Below are 18,005 nucleotides of genomic sequence, written 5' to 3'. Positions count from 1 at the left end.
ATGGTGCCTCCGCTAAGTGAGATGCTTATTGTAGCCGCTCGATTGCCCGGCGTTTTGCACGCGTGCGCCTTGCATTGCGCGTCCATCGGCCTTATGTTGGTCGCATATTGACTGAGGAAACGCCCCATGACCCTGCTTGCCACCGCCACCCCGCTCTACGGCATCGCCGAGATCCGCGCCATCGAAGCGGCCGCTGCAACCGCCCTGCCGCAAGGCACCCTGATGGCCCGCGCCGGCCAGGCCGCCGCCAGTGCCGCCCTGAAAATACTGAACCACCTGGAAGACGGCGATGCGGCCCACATGCGCGTGCTGGTGCTGGCCGGCCCCGGCAACAACGGCGGCGACGCGCTGGAAGCGGCGGCCCACCTGGCCGGCGCCGGCATCGAAGTGCTGGTGTGGCTGGCGCCCGAGGCATCGTCCACCTCGCCCGAGCGCGAGCAGGCCGCCTCGCGCGCGCGCAACAGCGCCACCCGCTTTATCGATGGCGCCACCACCATGGCCAGCGCCGCCATCAATGCCGCGCCATGGAATCTGATCATCGACGGCCTGTTCGGCATCGGCGCCACGCGCCCGCTCGCTGGCGTGTACCGCGAGATGGCGCAACTGGTGAACCAGCAAAGCTGCCCGGTGCTGGCGCTCGACGTGCCCAGCGGCCTGCATGCCGACACGGGCGCCGTCGATGGCGTGGCTGTCCGCGCCACGCACACGATTACTTTTATCGGCGACAAGCCGGGCCTGCACACGGCCGATGGCCGCGACCATGCGGGCGAGGTGGAAGTGGCGGCGCTGGCGATCGCGCCGGCCCTGCTGCCGCAGGCCGGCGCGCAATTGAATGGCCTGCACCTGTTCGCGCGCCACCTGCGGCCGCGCCGGCAAAACACGCACAAGGGCAGCCATGGCAGCGTGGCCGTGATCGGCGGCGCCACCGGCATGGCGGGCGCGCCCATCCTGTCGGCGCGCACGGCCCTGCATGCGGGCGCGGGCCGCGTGCATGTCGCGTTTGCAGGCACGCCGCCGGCGTATGACAGCGGCCAGCCCGAACTGATGTGCAAGCGGGCGCAGGACATGGATTTCGCCGGCATCGCCTTCAGCGCGCTGGTGGCCGGCCCGGGTTTGGGTAGCGATAGCGACAGCGTGGAACTGCTGCAGCGGGCCATCGACAGCGACAGCCCGCTGCTGTTCGATGCCGACGCGCTGAACCTGATGGCGGCCGAACCGGAACTGCAATCGGCGCTGGCCACGCGCAGCGGCGCCGGCGCCACCATCCTGACGCCGCATCCGCTGGAAGCGGCGCGCCTGCTCGACATGACGGTGGCCGAAGTGCAGGCCGACCGCCTGGCCGCCGCCCGCCAACTGGCGGCGCAACTGGGCGTGATCGTCGTATTAAAAGGTTCGGGCACGGTGATTGCGGCCCAGGATGGCGGCGTGGTGGTCAACACCAGCGGCAGCGCTGCGCTGGCAACGGCCGGCACCGGCGACGTGCTGGCGGGCCTGTGCGGCAGCCTGCTGGCGCAGGGCTGGCCGGAATGGGAAGCGGCGCTGGGCGCCGTGTGGCTGCATGGCGCGGCGGCCGATGCGCTGGTGGCCTCGGGCGCCGGGCCGATCGGCCTGACGGCCGGCGAATTGATCCCCGCGATACGCAAGTTGATCAATGCCTTGTCGGCATAATATGCATTGTTGTGTTGGATTACGCTGCGCTAATCCAACCTACGATCACCAGGCATCGTGGATCGGGTAGGTCGGGTTAGCGCGCAAGCGCGTAACCCGACACCACCACGGACGTCATTAAACCAACCTCCCCGCCGCAATCGTGATGGTGCGCCCGCAGCGCGCCGCGATCGAGGTGTCGTGCGTGACCAGCACCAGGGTCGAGCCCCGTTCGCGGTTCAGCTCGAACATCAGCTGGATCACGGCTTCGCCGGTGGCGGCGTCCAGGCTACCGGTCGGTTCGTCGGCAAACAGCAGTGGCGGTTCGGTCACGAAGGCGCGCGCCAGCGCCACGCGCTGCTGCTCGCCGCCGGACAGATATTTCGGATAGTGCTTCAAGCGGCTGCCCAGGTTGACCCGGCCCAGCATGGCCTGCGCTTTTTCCTTGGCGTCCGGGTCGCCGCGTAGTTCCAGCGGCAGCATCACGTTTTCCAGCGCAGTCAGGTGGGCCAGCAGCTGGAACGACTGGAACACGAAACCGAGTTTTTCCTTGCGAAAGCCGGCCCGGCCGTCTTCGTCCAGGGCGAAGATATCGGTGCCGTCGAGGATCACCTTGCCGGCGCTGGGCGTATCGAGGCCGGCCAGCAAACCGAGCAAGGTGGACTTGCCGGAACCCGACGCGCCGACGATGGCCAGCGTCTCTGCCGTTTGCACGGTAAAATCAAGTTGATGCAGGATGGTGAGTTCACCATCGGCATCGGGTACACGCTTGGCCAGCCCCACCACTTCGATGGCTTGCTGGCCGCTACGGTTCGCTGCGGAGGGCGCCGGCTGATGGCCGGATGCTGCCTGGGGAATGAAATTGGTGGAAGTCGCTTTAGGGAATTCGGGCATGCTGATCTATCTTAAAAAATTTCGTGAACAAATAAGTACCGGAAATACGAGCCAGTCGCGGCGGCGCTCCCTGTCCTTGCTTCCTGCGGCAGCCCTGCTGCTGGTATCGAGCATGACGAACGCCTATTCTGCACCAAAAACGCTGCTGGTGCTGGGCGATAGCCTGTCGGCCGAATATGGCCTGGCGCGCGGCACGGGCTGGGTGGCGCTGCTGGAACAACGCCTGAAGGCGCAAAAGAACGACACGCGCATCGTCAACGCCAGCATCAGCGGCGAGACCACCAGCGGCGGACGCGCGCGCCTGCCGGCCCTGCTGGCCAAGCATAATCCCGACGTGGTGCTGATCGAGCTGGGCGCCAACGACGGCCTGCGCGGCCTGCCCGTGACAGCCGCCGAAGCAAACCTGCGCGCCATGGGCGACGCGGCCAGGAAGACCGGCGCGCAAGTGGTGCTGGTCGGCATGCGCATGCCGCCCAACTACGGCCGCGATTATGCCGACAAGTTCTACGGCGTGTACGGCAAGCTGGCGAAAGAATGGAAAGCGCCGCTGGTACCCTTCATGTTCGAAGGCATCATGGACAAGCCGCAATGGTTCCAGGCCGACCGCCTGCATCCGAACGCCCAGGCGCATCCGGTCATTCTGAAAAATATATGGCCGCAGTTGTCGCCCTTATTGGGGGCAAGGTAGGTCGGACTAGCCGCGCAGCGGCGTAATCCGACAGTTTGGTCAGATAAAAAAATAGCCGCTCGAAAGCGGCTATTTTTTTGCGGCGGAAGAAGCTTACGGCGCTTCGGCGACCGGGGCGGCGGCGGTGACCGGTTTGACGATCTTCACCTTGGCCTTGTGTTTCAGGTACTCGACGTAGTCGAACATTTCCTGTTGCGCCAGGATGCCGCCGATCTGGTCTTTCTCTTGCTGGCGGCGCGCGGCGTCCACTTCGGCCGGCTGCTGTACCTTGCCGACGCGGTAGATGCCATAGCCCAGGGCCGGCAATTCCACGCCCACATAGGCTGGCAGCTTGCTGGTGTCGGCCTTCATCACTTGCGCGATGGCGGCGCGGTTCACGCCGTCGAGCTTGCTGCGCGAGACCCACTGCGCGGCGCCGAAACCGGTGGCGTCACCCGAGGTTTTCAGCGCTGCCAATTTGGTTTCGCCGGCTTTCTTGGCCAGCTTGGCCGCTTCTTCCAGGGTCACGCGCTGGCGGATCATGGCGTCGACTTCGGCCAACGGGCGTTTCGAGGCTGGCTTGAATTCCACTACGCGGCCGGCGACCAGGGTATTGGCGCCAACGGATACGGCTTCGGTGTTGCGCTTGTCCTTCAGGGAATCGTTCGAGAAGATGGCGGTCAGGAACTTGGCGTTGTTGTACGGCGCCGTACCCAGGGCTGGCGACGGCGTGCGCGACAGGTTGGCGACGGTTTCCACTTTCAGTTTCAGCTTGTCGGCCACCGGTTTCAGGCTGTCCGATTGCTCGTACACGGTGTTGGTGAACTGTTCGGCCATTTCCGAGTATTTTTTCGCGGCGAATTGCTTGCGCAGGTCGGCCGTGATCTGACCCTTCACTTCGTCCAGCGTCTGGATGTGCTGCGGCTTGACGCTGGTGACGGTCAGCACGTGGTAGCCGTAGTCCGAGGTGATGACATCGCTGATGTCGCCTTGCTTGAGCTTGTAGGCGGCCTCTTCCAGCGGTTTTGGCAGCGCGTCCTTGACGACCGGACCCAGGTCGCCGCCCAGTTCGGCCGAAGCCGGATCTTCCGACTTGGCCTTGGCCACGGCGGCAAAGGTTGCCGGCGCCTTGCGCACTTCGGCCAGGATGGCTTCGGCCTTGGCCTTGGCGGCGGCCTTGTCGGCGGCGGATGCGTCTTTCTTGACGGTCACCAGAATATGGCTGGCGTTGCGCGCTTCGGCGGTGGTGTAGGCCTTCTGGTTCTTGTCGTAGTAGCTTTGCACGTCGGCGTCGCTGACGTCGACCTGGTCGCCCACGGCGGCGGCGTCGAGCACCACGTATTCGATCTTGGCCTGCTCAGGGATCTCGAAGAACTTGCCGTTCTTGTCGTAGAAATCCTTGACCATGGCGTCGGTCACTTTGACTTCCGGCACGAACTGGGCCACCGGCAACAGCAACTCCTGCACTTCGCGCTCTTCCGAGGTGATGTCCGACAAGCGCTTCGACACGGTGTTCGGTGCAAATGCGGTATTCTGCACGGCGCCGGCCAGTTGCTGCAGGGCCAGATCGCTGCGGCGGCGCGCGTCGTACATCTGCGGCGTCATGCCTTGGGCGGCCAGCATGGCCTTGTATTTTTCCAGGTCGAATTTACCGTCGGCCATGGTCAGGCCAGGAATCTCCAGCACTTCCTTCTGCAGCACGGCGTCGCTGATGACCAGCTTGCTGTGACCGACTTCGGCGGCCACGGCGCGCTCGGCGATCAGGTTGTCAAGGATGCTCTGGCGCGCTTCCGGCGTATCGAACATTTTCTGGTCGAACTGCTCGCCCATCATCTGGCGGTAGCGGTCGATCTGCTGGCGTTGCGCTTCTTCATATTGCTGCTGCGTCACGACCTGGTCGCCGACCTTGGCGATGGTGTTCGCGCCGTCGCCGAAGCTTTGATAACCACTGATACCGACCAGTGCAAATGACGGGACGATGACCAGCATCAGGAGAAACTGCATCAAACGTCGATGGGTACGAATAAATTCAAACATGGTCAGCCAATTCGGGATGAGTGGATCACTATAAAAAAAGGCGAACATGCGTTCGCCTTGATTTCTTCGGCGGAATGGACGGGACACAAGCCCACTTCCCCTTTACCTCCTGATTCTACAATGCCCATAGCGCTATAGCAAGGGTAAATCAGGGCGCGCGCCCGGCCCGCAAGCGGCCATGGCGGCCACGGCATTAAACCCGTCCAGGCTTAAGCAAGATTTAAAACAAGGTGGATTTGATAATCAAAAACAGGCCGAGGGAATTACGTCGGCCGGCATCAGGATAATCGGGCGCATAAAACAAAAAACCCGCGCTGCATATTCATGCAGCGCGGGTCTTCATATTCTGGCGGAGCGGACGGGACTCGAACCCGCGACCCCCGACGTGACAGGCCGGTATTCTAACCAACTGAACTACCACTCCTAAGAGCGTATTTTTTTGGCGGAGCGGACGGGACTCGAACCCGCGACCTCCGACGTGACAGGCCGGCATTCTAACCAACTGAACTACCACTCCGAAAAATACACAGTACGACTTGCATCTGTTTCAGCCAGTTACCTGGGCTGAATTACGGCACCCGAAAGCGCCGCCAGATGTTTTCGGTGATTGTCACCTCACCGAAGTCCGTTAGTTTACAGCATCCTTCAAAGCTTTACCAGCTTTAAATTTTGGAACTTTTGCCGCTTCGATGGTGATCGCTTCCTTGGTACGTGGATTGCGGCCGGTGCGTTCTGCACGCTCGCTTACCGAGAAAGTGCCGAAACCAACGAGTGTCACGCTGTCGTTGTTTTTCAGGGTTTCCGTCACGCCGCCGATAACAGCGTCGAGTGCGCGCGCAGCGGCGGCTTTGGAAATGTCAGCTGTTTCAGCAATGTGGTCGATCAATTCAGTCTTGTTCACTAGCATCCCCAATTACAAAGGTATAAAACGTTTACCGCGCTGTTGCGGCGCTTTTGGCGCTACAGCGGTGCGGCGAAAAAAATGTGCAGCCGTATTAAACAAGCCGCACTGTATATGTGTCAAGCGCTTTGGGGCCGCAATTCACGTTTCAATATGAAACAAGCGCTCTAAAAGCGCTTGTTTGGGTAAAACGGCCGTAAAACGTTAGTGTTTTACTACCTCGCCAGTGGCGTCAGGCTTGGCCGCCGCGGCAGCGACAGGCTCCACCGCAGGCACTTCGGCCAGCGCTTCGGGCATGCGTTCGAGGGCGATTTCCAGCACTTTGTCGATCCAGCGCACCGGCACGATCTCGAGCTTGTTCTTGACGTTGTCCGGAATATCGGCCAGGTCTTTCACGTTCTGCTCGGGTATCAGGACCGTCTTGATGCCGCCGCGATGGGCCGCCAGCAGCTTCTCTTTCAGGCCGCCGATCGGCAATACTTCGCCGCGCAAGGTGATCTCGCCCGTCATCGCCACGTCGGCGCGCACCGGGATGCCCGTAAACACCGACACCATCGCCACCGTCATCGCGGCGCCTGCGGACGGACCGTCCTTCGGCGTCGCGCCTTCCGGCACGTGGATGTGGATATCGCTCTTCTCGAACGCTTCCGGCTTGATGCCGAGGCGCGCGGAACGGCTGCGCACGACGGTGCGGGCCGCTTCGATCGATTCCTTCATCACGTCACCCAGGGTGCCCGTGCGGATGATCGCGCCCTTGCCCGGCATCGACACGGCTTCGATGGTCAGCAGATCGCCGCCCACTTCGGTCCATGCCAGACCCACCACCTGGCCCACCTGGTTTTCTTTCTCGGCCACGCCAAAATCATAGCGGCGCACACCGAGGAATTTATCCAGGTTCTTCGAGTTGACGATCACCTTCTTGTCCGACTTTTTCAGCAGCAGCATCTTGACCACCTTGCGGCAGATCTTCGACACTTCGCGTTCCAGCGAACGGACACCGGCTTCCCGCGTGTAGTAGCGGATGATGTCGCGCAATGCCGACTCGGCCACCGAAATCTCTTCCTCTTTCAGACCGTTGTTCTTGATCTGTTTCGGCAGCAGGTAACGCTGGGCGATGCTGGTTTTCTCGTCTTCCGTGTAACCGGACAAACGGATCACTTCCATGCGGTCGAGCAAGGCCGGCGGAATATTGTACGAGTTCGAGGTCGCCACGAACATCACGTCCGACAAGTCGAAATCGACTTCGATGTAATGGTCGGAGAACGTGTGGTTCTGTTCCGGGTCCAGCACCTCGAGCAGGGCCGACGACGGATCGCCACGGAAATCGGCGCCCATCTTGTCGACTTCATCGAGCAGGAACAAGGGATTGCGCACGCCGACTTTCGACAGCGATTGCAAAATCTTGCCCGGCATCGAGCCGATGTAGGTGCGGCGATGGCCACGGATCTCGGCTTCGTCGCGCACGCCGCCCAGCGCCATGCGCACGAACTTGCGGTTCGTGGCGCGGGCGATGGACTGGCCCAGCGAGGTTTTACCGACGCCCGGAGGACCGACGAAGCACAGGATAGGCGCTTTCAGCTTGTCGACGCGTTGTTGCACCGCGAGGTATTCCAGGATGCGTTCCTTGACCTTGTCCAGGCCATAGTGATCGCCCTCGAGTACTTTTTCGGCATTCGCCAGGTCATTGTTGACCTTGGATTTTTTCTTCCACGGCAAGTTGACCAGGGTGTCGATATAGTTGCGCACGACGGTCGCTTCGGCCGACATCGGCGACATCAGCTTGAGCTTTTTCAGCTCGTTGGTGGCCTTGTCGAGCGCTTCCTTCGGCATCTTGGCCGAAGCGACTTTTTTCTCCAGCTCGTCGAGGTCGGCGCCATCTTCGCCCTCGCCCAGTTCTTTCTGGATCGCCTTGACCTGTTCGTTCAGGTAGTACTCGCGCTGCGACTTTTCCATCTGGCGCTTGACGCGGCCACGGATGCGTTTTTCCACTTGCAGGATGTCGAGCTCGCCTTCGAGCTGGCCCAGCAGGTGTTCGAGGCGCTTGGCCACGCTGAAAATTTCCAGGATGACCTGTTTCTGTTCGAGCTTCAGCGGCAGGTGGGCCGCGACCGTGTCGGCCAGGCGGCCGGCATCGTCGATGCCCGACAGCGACGCCAGGATTTCTGGCGGGATTTTCTTGTTGAGTTTGACGTACTGGTCGAACTGCTGCACGATCGCGCGGCGCATGGCTTCGACTTCCGACTCGTCGCCCGGCTCGGATTCGAGCGGCGTCAGGTCGGCGATGAAGTGCGTGGGCGCATCGCTGATATGGTTGATACGGGCACGCTGTGCGCCTTCGACCAGCACCTTGACGGTGCCGTCGGGCAGCTTGAGCATTTGCAGGATATTGGCGACGCAGCCAATTTCATAGATGTCCGAAGGCGATGGTTCGTCCTTCGCAGCTGCTTTTTGAGCGGCAAGCATGATGCTCTTGCCCTGCTCCATCGCAGCTTCCAGCGCCTTGATCGACTTTGGACGGCCAACGAACAGCGGTATCACCATATGCGGGAAAACGACGACATCCCGCAACGGCAATAACGGCAGTTGAGTTTGCTCAGTTAATTTGGAAGTTGTCATGGCGTACCTTATAGAAAGCGTGTTTACGATGTTGGCGCTCGCTGCCAAAACACAAGACCGGCGAGAATAAATAATTCTGTGAAACAAACTTTCTTTTGTTTATTTCGCAAAACACACCCGCATGACTCTAATAAATGCGGCATTCATAGTAAAAAAGCCACGCGCAGCAGGTCTGCCGCGAGTGGCTTTCCGATTGAAGCCTGCAATATTATTGATTTAAATTGTACTGCCATGCATTAAGGAATCAAAACCCTTTTTCATGCAAATGTCTCAGCAGTAATCAATTTTCTCCGGAGGCCTTGGCGGTCTCTTGGTAAATCAATAAAGGTTTGGCGCCGCTGGTGATGGTGTTTTCGTCGATCACGACCTTCACCACGTTTTGCTGGCTCGGCAGTTCGTACATCACGTCCAGCAGGGCGTGCTCCAGGATCGAACGCAAACCACGCGCGCCGGTCTTGCGCGCGAGCGCCTTCTTGGCGATCGCATGCAGGGCGGCCGGACGAATCTCCAGTTCCGCGCCTTCCATGTCGAGCAGCTTCGAGTATTGCTTGATCAGCGCATTCTTCGGCTCGACCAGGATCTGGATCAGCGCCTCTTCCGTCAGTTCCGCCAGGGTGGCGATGACGGGCAGGCGACCCACCAGTTCCGGGATCAGGCCGAATTTCACCAGGTCTTCCGGTTCCGCTTCCAGCAGCAGATCGCTGGCCGAGCGTTGCGACTTGCTCTTCACGCTGGCCGAGAAGCCGATGCCGCTCTTGTCGGAACGGTTCGAGATGACCTTCGACAGGCCGTCGAACGCGCCGCCGCAGATGAACATGATGTTGGTCGTGTCGATCTGTACGAAGTCCTGGTTAGGATGCTTGCGCCCGCCTTGTGGCGGCACCGAGGCCATGGTGCCTTCGATCAGCTTCAGCAGCGCTTGCTGCACGCCCTCGCCCGACACGTCGCGCGTGATGGACGGGTTATCGGACTTGCGCGAAATCTTGTCGATCTCATCGATATAGACGATGCCGCGCTGGGCTTTTTCGACATCATAGTTGCAGCTTTGCAGCAGCTTCTGGATGATGTTTTCCACGTCTTCGCCCACGTAACCGGCTTCGGTCAGGGTAGTCGCATCGGCGATCACGAACGGCACGTTGAGCATGCGCGCCAGGGTCTGGGCCAGCAGGGTCTTGCCCGAGCCGGTAGGACCGACCAGCAAGATGTTGCTCTTGGCCAGTTCGATGTCGTCTTTCTTGCCCAGGTGCTTGAGGCGCTTGTAATGGTTGTACACCGCCACCGACAGGATGCGCTTGGCAGTCTGCTGGCCGATCACGTACTGATCGAGCATGGCGGCAATTTCTTGCGGAGTCGGCAGGTCCGACTTGGCGCCGGTCACCGTCTCGATGCTCGACGTTTCATCACGGATGATGTCGTTGCACAAGTCGATGCATTCGTCACAAATAAAGACGGATGGACCGGCGATGAGTTTCTTCACCTCGTGCTGGCTTTTGCCGCAGAACGAGCAATACAGTAATTTTTCGCCGCTAGAGGATTTTTTGTCTGACATAAGGCATTTTGGTTGGAACTGCATTAACAATATTGCAAAATCGCTGGCCGGGAAGGCGGTGCCAACCCCGTGAGGCTGGCACCCATGGCGCAAGTCGGATAAGCATGCACAAGCACCATGCTACCCGAAATAAAAGCGAAACGCCCGAACGTTTGAGCGCCCGGGCGTTTACTTAAATACTTAGCAATACCGGTAGGGGCACATCAAGCGCGGCTGGTCAACACTTTGTCGATCAAACCGTACTCGACAGCCTCGTCGGCGGACATGAAACGATCGCGGTCGGTGTCCTTGGCGATCTGTTCGATCGACTGGCCCGTGCGTTCGGCCATGATGCCGTTCAGACGTGTACGCAGGTAAAGGATTTCCTTGGCCTGGATCTCGATATCGGACGCCATGCCTTGCGAACCACCGGACGGCTGGTGAATCATGATGCGCGAGTTCGGCAGCGAAAAACGCTTGCCCTTGGCGCCTGCGGCCAGCAAAAACGCGCCCATCGAGGCGGCCATGCCGGTGCACAGGGTCGAGACGTCCGGCTTGATGAACTGCATCGTGTCGTAGATGGCCATGCCGGCCGAAACCGAACCACCTGGCGAGTTGATGTAGAGCGAGATTTCCTTTTCCGGATTTTCGCTTTCCAGGAACAGCAGCTGGGCCACGACCAGGTTGGCCATCTGGTCATTGACCGGACCGACCATGAAAATCAAGCGTTCCTTCAGCAGGCGCGAGTAAATATCATACGAGCGCTCGCCGCGGCCGCTTTGTTCCACCACCATCGGCACCAGGCCGAGCATCTGTGTGTCCAGCGCTGGATTACGGTTCATACCTGTCATTTCATTTCCTTGTGAAGCAGTTAGAGGGCGCCGCCCCGGCCTTGCGGCAGATGGCGGCATCCGGATGCCAACTGGTTTACGCTTGTGCGTTGCTTCCCATCAGTTCATCGAAAGCAACTGCTTTCGAGGTCACTTTCGACAGGCCCAACACGTAAGTGACGACGTTTTCTTCCAATACAAGGGCTTCGATCTCACCCAGGCGACGACGGTCGCTGTAGTAGTACTTCAGCACTTCGCGCGGGTCTTCGTAGCTTTGGGCGAAATCTTCGATTTGCGCCTTGACTTGCTCAGGCGTTGCCTGCAGGTTGTTGTCGCCAACCAGTTGCGACAGGATCAGGCCCAGGCGTACGCGACGCTCGGCTTTTTCCGCGAACAGTTCTGGTGGGAAAGGCACATCCTTGACGTTCATGCCGCGCTGCGCCATGTCCTGGCGGGTCATTTCAGCCAGGCGGTCCGAATCCTGGGTGATCAGCGTTTTTGGCACGTCCAGCTCGGCAACCTTGACCAGCGCGTCCATGACGGCTTCCTTGTTGCGTGCTTTCACGCGGCCAGCGACTTCGCGTTGCAGGTTGACTTTGATGTCTTCGCGCATTTTAGCCAGGTCGCCATCGGCAACGCCCAGCGACTTGGCGAATTCGCCGTCGACTTCCGGCAGGTGCGCCCATTCCAGCTTTTGCAGGGTGATCGTGAACGAGGCGGTCTTGCCGGCCACGTCCTTGCCATGGTAGTCCTCAGGGAACGACAATGGGAAAGTCTTCGACTCGCCCACTTTCAGGCCCAGGGTCGCTGCTTCGAATTCCGGCAGCATGCGGCCTTCGCCCAGCACGAAAGCGTAGCCATCAGCTTTGCCGCCAGGGAATTCCACGTCGTCGATCGAACCGACGAAGTCCACCGTCACGCGGTCGCCTTCAGCAGCGACTGGCTCGCCGCCGTCGCCGTGTTCGCCGGCTTCGCCCTTGGTGTGGAAGTGCACGCGCTGCTTGCGCAGGATGTCGATGGTCTTGTCGATTTCGGCTTCCGACACTTCGGCTTGCACGGTTTCGATTTCAACGGCGGCCAGGTCACCGATGGTGACTTCCGGATACACTTCAAACGTTGCGTCGAATGCCAGCTGGCCTTCGGCGGCTTCTTCTTTCGGCACGATGTTCGGGAAACCGGCCACGCGCAGATTGTTTTCGTTGGCGGCGTCGTTGAACGCGCGGCCGACTTTGTCATTCAGCACTTCGGATTCAATTTGATAGCCGTATTGTGCCGCGACCATTTTCAACGGCACTTTACCCGGACGGAAGCCCGGTGCCTTGGCCGTACGGGCTTGCACTTTCAGGCGCTTCTCGACTTCCGTGCGGACGTCCGTCAGCGGGAAGGAGATGGTGATACGACGTTCGAGTTTGCCCAAGGTTTCGACTGCAGTTGCCATGTAAAAAATCGTCCAAAAAATAAACACTGTTGGTGCGAGAAAAGAAGACCCGACCCCTTGCGCCATCACTGGCGGCAAGACATGGGTCCAGCTTCACTCGCTCGCATATTCATCTGCCCAGCATGACGACAGGGTAATGGACCCGGTCTGCCCGGCGATAATCACCAGGCACCAGACAATCCGCTGTCTTCAAACTGCAGCAGGGCTCCGACTGTCCGGCACTGCTTCATGTATAAATCGCAGGGCCGGGCTTCATTCGGTAAAGCGTGGCATTATAACAAAGGACCTGGAAAAGTGGCCCGGGTTTGCGGCCCGGACACAGAGAATACCGGCGGCGGCAAATGACTCACCACAACCTGCTTGCCCCCTGTCTGTGCCGCTATCTCCGGCATTCCTTGTTATCGCCTGAAACGAGGCTTTCCAGCCCGCTTCGTCTATTAGTATATGTCATCTGCCGCCACGCCCCAAACAAAGAAATACCGAAAGGGCCAAGTTTTCATGCAAAAACCGCCTGTTTTACGCTGAAATGCAGAAAAACGGCCGAAATGGCGCTTCGAAAGCTGACTGAAACGATCAAATGGAGAGAATGGCATGTTCGCCGGAGAAAAACCTGATTGCACGTCCAGGCTGGAACCGCCTGGGGTGGTGCGGATGGGGAGACTCGAACTCCCAAGCCGAAGCACTGGCTTCTAAGACCAGCGTGTCTACCAATTCCACCACATCCGCTTACCGCTTACTTCTGCTGCCTGGTCCAGACACTCCTGATTTTAACAACTCGGGAGCGATCTGGCTACCTCGCTCTGGCATGGCTGATGTTACTTGCCATAAAAGCTGGCTGCCAGAGCAAAGGCGGCATTCTACTGGATTTCCCTGAGGAATGCCGCCTTTTTTACTGCGGGCCGCCCTGATGGACTACTTGTCCAGCGCCACCGGCTTCTTGACGCGGAACCAGGCCGCATACAGGGCCGGCAGGAACAGCAAGGTCAAGGCCGTGGCCAGGATCAGCCCACCCATGATGGCGACCGCCATCGGCCCCCAGAACACCGAGCGCGACAGCGGGATCATGGCCAGCGCGGCGGCGGCGGCCGTCAGCACGATGGGACGGCAGCGGCGCACGGCCGAGTCGATGATGGCGTCCCACGGCGCGGAACCGTCCTTGATATCCTGCTCGATCTGGTCGACCAGGATCACCGAGTTGCGGATGATCATGCCGAACAGGGCGATCACGCCCAGGTTGGCGACAAAGCCCAGCGGACGGTGCAAGGCCAGCAAGGCAAACGCGGCGCCCGCCACACCGAGCGGCCCTGTCAGGAAGACCAGCAGCGCGCGCGAGAAACTGTGCAGCTGCAGCATCAGCAAGGTGAATATCAGGAAAATTGCCAGCGGCAGATTGGCCGCGATCGACGCCTCGGCCTTGCCGCTGTTGGCCGCCACGCCCTTGAGCGTGATGCGGTAACCGGGCGGCAATTTTGCCCGCAAGGCATCCAGTTGCGGCGCCAGCTGGGTCGAGACGGTGGCGCCCTGGATATTGTCGCCCACGTCGGACTGCACGGTAATCGCCCATTCGCGCTTGTCGCGCCAGACCACGCCCGGCTCCCACACAAAATGGACGCGGGCGATCTGCGAAATCGTCACCGATTTGCCATTCGCGGTTGGGATATTCGTGTCGTTCAGCACGGAAATCGTGTTGCGCTCTTCCAGTGGCTGGCGTACCTGGATGTCGATCAGCTTGTTGTCTTCGCGGAACTGGCCGATCACCGTACCCGACAGGATGGTATTGGCGGCCTGCATCACGGTCTTCGACGTGATCCCCAGCGCACGCATCTTGTCCTGGTCAAGGTCCAGGCGCATCACCTTGACCGACTCATTCCAGTTGTCGTTGACACCCACCGTATTCGGATTGGCGCGCAGGATATCCTTGACCTGGTCGGCGATATGGCGCACCGTGGCCACTTCCGTGCCGGTGACGCGGAACTGCACCGGATACGGCACCGGCGGGCCATTCGGCAACAGTTTTACACGGCCCCGCACTTCCGGGAAATCCTGCTTGAAGACATCGACGATCTTCTTGCGCAGCAATTCACGGTCGGCCAGGCTCTTCGGCAGGACCACGATCTGCGAGACGTTAGTCTGCGGGAAAATCTGGTCCAGCGGCAGGTAGAAACGGGGGCTGCCCGTGCCGACATAGCTGGTCACGCTGTCCACGCCGTCGAGCTTGCTCACGAACGCTTCGAATTTCTTCACCTGCTTTTCATTGGCCGCAAACGTCGTCCCCTCGGGCGACCACATCTCCACCATCAGTTCCGGACGGCTGGAATCTGGAAAGAATTGTTTTTCAATAAAATTGAAGCCGTAGATGCCCAGCGCGAAGATGGCGAGAGTGGCGGCAATGGTGGTCTTGCGCCATTCCACGCACCAGGTGACGGCGCGGCGGAAACGGCGGAAGTTCGGCGTATCGAACAGCTCATGGTCATTATTGGCGTGCGGCTTGACCTTCAGCAGCAAATAGCCGATATACGGCGTAAACACCACCGCCACCACCCACGAGATGATCAGCGCCAGCGCATTGACGGAGAACAGCGAAAAGGTGTATTCGCCGGCGGTCGATTTGGCCAGGCCGATCGGCAAAAAGCCCGCCACCGTGATCAGGGTGCCCGTCAGCATCGGCATGGCGGTCGAGGTATAGGCGAAGGTGGCGGCGTCGAAGCGCGACATGCCCTCCTCCATCTTGCGCACCATCATCTCCACCGCAATGATGGCATCGTCCACCAGCAGGCCCAGCGCGATGATCAGGGCGCCCAGCGAAATCTTGTGCAGGTCGATGTCGAGCATGCGCATGAACAAAAAGGTGACGGCCAGCACCAGCGGGATGGTCAGCGCCACCACCAGGCCCGGGCGCACGTCAATGCGCAGCGGTTTTGTATGCAAGCCCAGCGCGACGAAGCTGACGGCCAGCACGATCAGGATGGCTTCGATCAGGGTATGGACGAATTCACCGACCGAGGCCGACACGGACGCCGGCTGGTTCGACACGCGTTCCAGCTGGATGCCGACCGGCAGCGCTTTTTCCATGCGCGTGACAGTCGCCTGCAAGGCCTTGCCCATCTCGATGATATTGCCGCCCTTCTCCATCGATACGCCGAGGCCGATCACTTCCTTGCCGTTGAAGCGCATCTTGTCCTTGGGCGGATCGATGAATTCGCGTTTCACGGTGGCAAAGTCGCCCAGGCGGAAAGTGGTGCCATTGGCGCGCAGCTCCAGGTTTTCCAGGTCTTTCACTTTGACCATGGCGCCCGTGACCCGCACCTGCAGATTGTCGGTCGGCGTGACCAGCACGCCGGTGGCGTTGATGCTGTTCTGTTCCGACAGCTGATTGACGATGGCTTCGAACGGGATGCCCAGCTGGGCGAATTTCTTGTGTGAAAAGACGATATTGACCTTTTCATCCTGCACGCCAAACAGTTCCACCTTGGCCACTTGCGACACACCCAGCAATTGCTGGCGCACGTCATCGGCGTAATCTTTCATTTCGGCATAGGTAAAACCATCGCCGGACAGGGCGAAGATGGAGCCATAGGTGTCGCCGAACTCATCGTTGAAGAACGGCCCCACCACGCCGGCCGGCAAGGTATTCTTGATATCGCCGATTTTTTTCCGTACCTGGTACCAGGCGGCCGCAGTTTCCTTCGGCGGCGTCGATTCGCGCAATTCCAGCAAAATCAAGGTCTCGCCCGGCTTGGAATAGCTGGTGATCTCGTCGATATACGGGGTTTCCTGCAGCTTGCGTTCCAGCTTGTCGGTTACCTGCTCGGCCATCTGCAAGGCGGTGGCGCCGGGCCAGTACGCCTGCAGCACCATGGCGCGGAAGGTAAACGGCGGATCTTCGTCCTGCCCCAGGTTGGCATAGCTGAGCATGCCGCCGATCAGCAGCACCGCCATCAGGTAGCGCGTCAGTGGTATATGCTCGAGCGCCCAGCGTGACAGATTGAAGCCGCCCTTCATTTGGCGGCCCCTGCGGTACCCAAAGGCGCGGCCTTGGCGGGCGCCGCCAGCTCGGCGCCGAGGATCGTCACCTTCTGGCCCGGTTTCAGCAGATTGACACCGGCCGTGACCACTGTCTGGCCTTCTTTCACGCCAGAGCTCAGCAACAAATCATTGCCGGCCACGCCGCCGACGGTGACATTCACCAGTTTCACGGCGCCGTTCTCCACCACCCACACCGAGCTTTGCGATTTCTCATTGAACAGCGCCGTCAGCGGCACCCTGATTTGCGGCGTTGCCGTGGTGGATGCGAATTGCACCACCGCTGTCATGCCCAGCCGCGCCTCGGGCGCGTTGGGGATGGTCACCTTGGCCAGATAGGTACGGGTGGCGGGGTCGGCCACCGGAGACACTTCACGGATCTTGCCCGGCAGCGCCTGTTTCGGGTCGGCCCACAGGCGCACCACCACGTTTTTCACGCCGCGCATGGTCTCGACCTTGTCCTCCGGAATGCCAATCACCACTTCCCTGTCGCCATTGCGTGCCAGCACGGCCACCGGCGTGCCCGGCGACACCACCTGCCCGACTTCCCCGTCAAGGCGGGTAATCACGCCGTCGCCGTCGGCCAACAGGCTGGCGTAGCCGGACTGGTTGCTTTGACCACGGTAGACAGCCTGCGCCGCTTCGACCTGCGCCTGCGCCGCCTTGTAGGTGGCATCCTTGCCATCGAGCACGGCCTGGCTGACGAAATTCTTTTCGCGCAAATCCTGGTAGCGTTTCAGTTCGGCGCGCGCCAGGTCGCGGCTGGTTTCCGCGCTGTTCAGGCTGGCCTTGGCCTGTGCCTGCGACAATTGCAAGTCTTGCGGATCGAGCTGCATCAGCACCTGGCCCCGCTTGACGACGGCGCCCACGTCGACCTTGCGCTCGACGATCTTGCCGCCCACGCGGAAACCCAGCTGCGAGGTCACGCGCGCCACCACTTCGCCGGAGAACTCGGCATTCACATCGACATTGCTGCTGGCCAACACGATGGCGCGCACCGGGCGCACGTCGTCGACCTTGGGCGCGGGCTTGGAACACGCGGCAAGCGTGGCGGCCAGGGCAGCGGCCGCCAGCAGGCGCAGGGCGGGAAGAGCTGGGGCGCCGGTCTCGCGGCGCAGGGTTTTCAGGGCAAACAAGGTATTTTCCTTTACTATGCGGGCTGTTAGATTTTTATATGAGGAAACTTTTTGCCTGCCGACTGGGTAGCGCCAAACTTTTTCTCACGCAATATCCTTAAATTTGTGACAATGGCAGACAGTCTTGCGAGGAAGTGTCTTTCCTTACTGACTTTCTGGTTAGTAATTATAATCGTGGCGGTATTTTTTTAGTGACTTTTGCGTCATTAATCATTGTTTTATTGCGTCGATAACTATTTACTGTGTCACCTTTGCATCGGCCGTTGCTGGCCGTGCATGATGAGAGAA

At 60.2% G+C, this 18,005-nt stretch carries 11 protein-coding genes and 3 tRNA genes; 2 read left to right on the top strand and 12 right to left on the bottom strand.

Annotated elements, in window-relative coordinates:
- The first annotated feature begins 126 nt into the window (after positions 1-126).
- Positions 127-1,668 (top strand): NAD(P)H-hydrate dehydratase, encoded by a 1,542-nt coding sequence (locus ACP7B7_RS17150; RefSeq protein WP_426077428.1) that lies wholly within the window; start codon positions 127-129, stop codon positions 1,666-1,668.
- 117 nt (positions 1,669-1,785) lie between these two features.
- Here ACP7B7_RS17150 and ACP7B7_RS17145 read toward each other — a convergent pair whose 3' ends face one another.
- The gene (locus ACP7B7_RS17145) at positions 1,786-2,433 is read right to left on the bottom strand and encodes an ABC transporter ATP-binding protein (RefSeq protein WP_171899005.1); all 648 of its coding nucleotides are present in this window, start codon (positions 2,431-2,433) and stop codon (positions 1,786-1,788) included.
- A gap of 220 nt (positions 2,434-2,653) precedes the next feature.
- Between ACP7B7_RS17145 and ACP7B7_RS17140 the strand changes: the two genes are divergently transcribed.
- Positions 2,654-3,229 carry an arylesterase gene (locus ACP7B7_RS17140; protein WP_308921016.1) on the top strand — a complete coding sequence of 192 codons (576 nt, stop codon included), beginning with the start codon at positions 2,654-2,656 and terminating at the stop codon, positions 3,227-3,229.
- Between the two features lie 93 nt (positions 3,230-3,322).
- Here ACP7B7_RS17140 and ACP7B7_RS17135 read toward each other — a convergent pair whose 3' ends face one another.
- The 11 genes from ACP7B7_RS17135 to ACP7B7_RS17085 all read right to left on the bottom strand — a co-directional run bounded on the left by ACP7B7_RS17135 (position 3,323) and on the right by ACP7B7_RS17085 (position 17,717).
- Positions 3,323-5,245, bottom strand: coding sequence for a SurA N-terminal domain-containing protein (locus tag ACP7B7_RS17135; protein WP_308921015.1), 1,923 nt, complete (start codon positions 5,243-5,245; stop codon positions 3,323-3,325).
- A 347-nt stretch (positions 5,246-5,592) separates the two neighbouring features.
- Positions 5,593-5,669: transfer RNA gene (locus ACP7B7_RS17130), tRNA-Asp, on the bottom strand.
- A gap of 16 nt (positions 5,670-5,685) precedes the next feature.
- Positions 5,686-5,762: transfer RNA gene (locus ACP7B7_RS17125), tRNA-Asp, on the bottom strand.
- Positions 5,763-5,873: 111 nt separating this feature from the next.
- Positions 5,874-6,146: an HU family DNA-binding protein gene (locus tag ACP7B7_RS17120; protein ID WP_065309571.1), complete on the bottom strand. Its 273-nt coding sequence runs from the start codon at positions 6,144-6,146 to the stop codon at positions 5,874-5,876.
- A 204-nt stretch (positions 6,147-6,350) separates the two neighbouring features.
- A complete protein-coding gene (gene lon / locus ACP7B7_RS17115) occupies positions 6,351-8,762 on the bottom strand; it encodes an endopeptidase La (RefSeq protein WP_308921014.1) in 2,412 nt (803 codons plus the stop codon).
- A 280-nt stretch (positions 8,763-9,042) separates the two neighbouring features.
- A complete protein-coding gene (gene clpX / locus ACP7B7_RS17110; protein WP_308921013.1) occupies positions 9,043-10,311 on the bottom strand; it encodes an ATP-dependent Clp protease ATP-binding subunit ClpX in 1,269 nt (422 codons plus the stop codon).
- Between the two features lie 203 nt (positions 10,312-10,514).
- Positions 10,515-11,132: an ATP-dependent Clp endopeptidase proteolytic subunit ClpP gene (gene clpP, locus ACP7B7_RS17105; RefSeq protein WP_374106380.1), complete on the bottom strand. Its 618-nt coding sequence runs from the start codon at positions 11,130-11,132 to the stop codon at positions 10,515-10,517.
- An 85-nt stretch (positions 11,133-11,217) separates the two neighbouring features.
- On the bottom strand, positions 11,218-12,558 hold the full coding sequence (gene tig, locus ACP7B7_RS17100; RefSeq protein WP_308921012.1) for a trigger factor: 1,341 nt from the start codon (positions 12,556-12,558) through the stop codon (positions 11,218-11,220).
- A gap of 643 nt (positions 12,559-13,201) precedes the next feature.
- A tRNA-Leu gene (locus ACP7B7_RS17095) sits at positions 13,202-13,284 on the bottom strand.
- A gap of 186 nt (positions 13,285-13,470) precedes the next feature.
- Positions 13,471-16,560 carry an efflux RND transporter permease subunit gene (locus tag ACP7B7_RS17090; RefSeq protein ID WP_426077427.1) on the bottom strand — a complete coding sequence of 1,030 codons (3,090 nt, stop codon included), beginning with the start codon at positions 16,558-16,560 and terminating at the stop codon, positions 13,471-13,473.
- Entirely contained in the window at positions 16,557-17,717 is a 1,161-nt protein-coding gene (locus ACP7B7_RS17085; RefSeq protein ID WP_426077426.1) for an efflux RND transporter periplasmic adaptor subunit, read from the bottom strand. Before ACP7B7_RS17085 ends, ACP7B7_RS17090 begins: the two co-directional genes overlap by 4 nt.
- Positions 17,718-18,005: the final 288 nt, after the last annotated feature.

Origin of the sequence: Janthinobacterium sp. PSPC3-1 (assembly GCF_049896105.1) — a bacterium.
In the GTDB taxonomy this organism is placed as follows: Bacteria; Pseudomonadota; Gammaproteobacteria; order Burkholderiales; family Burkholderiaceae_D; genus Janthinobacterium.
This window is presented reverse-complemented; position numbering and strand designations above follow the sequence as displayed.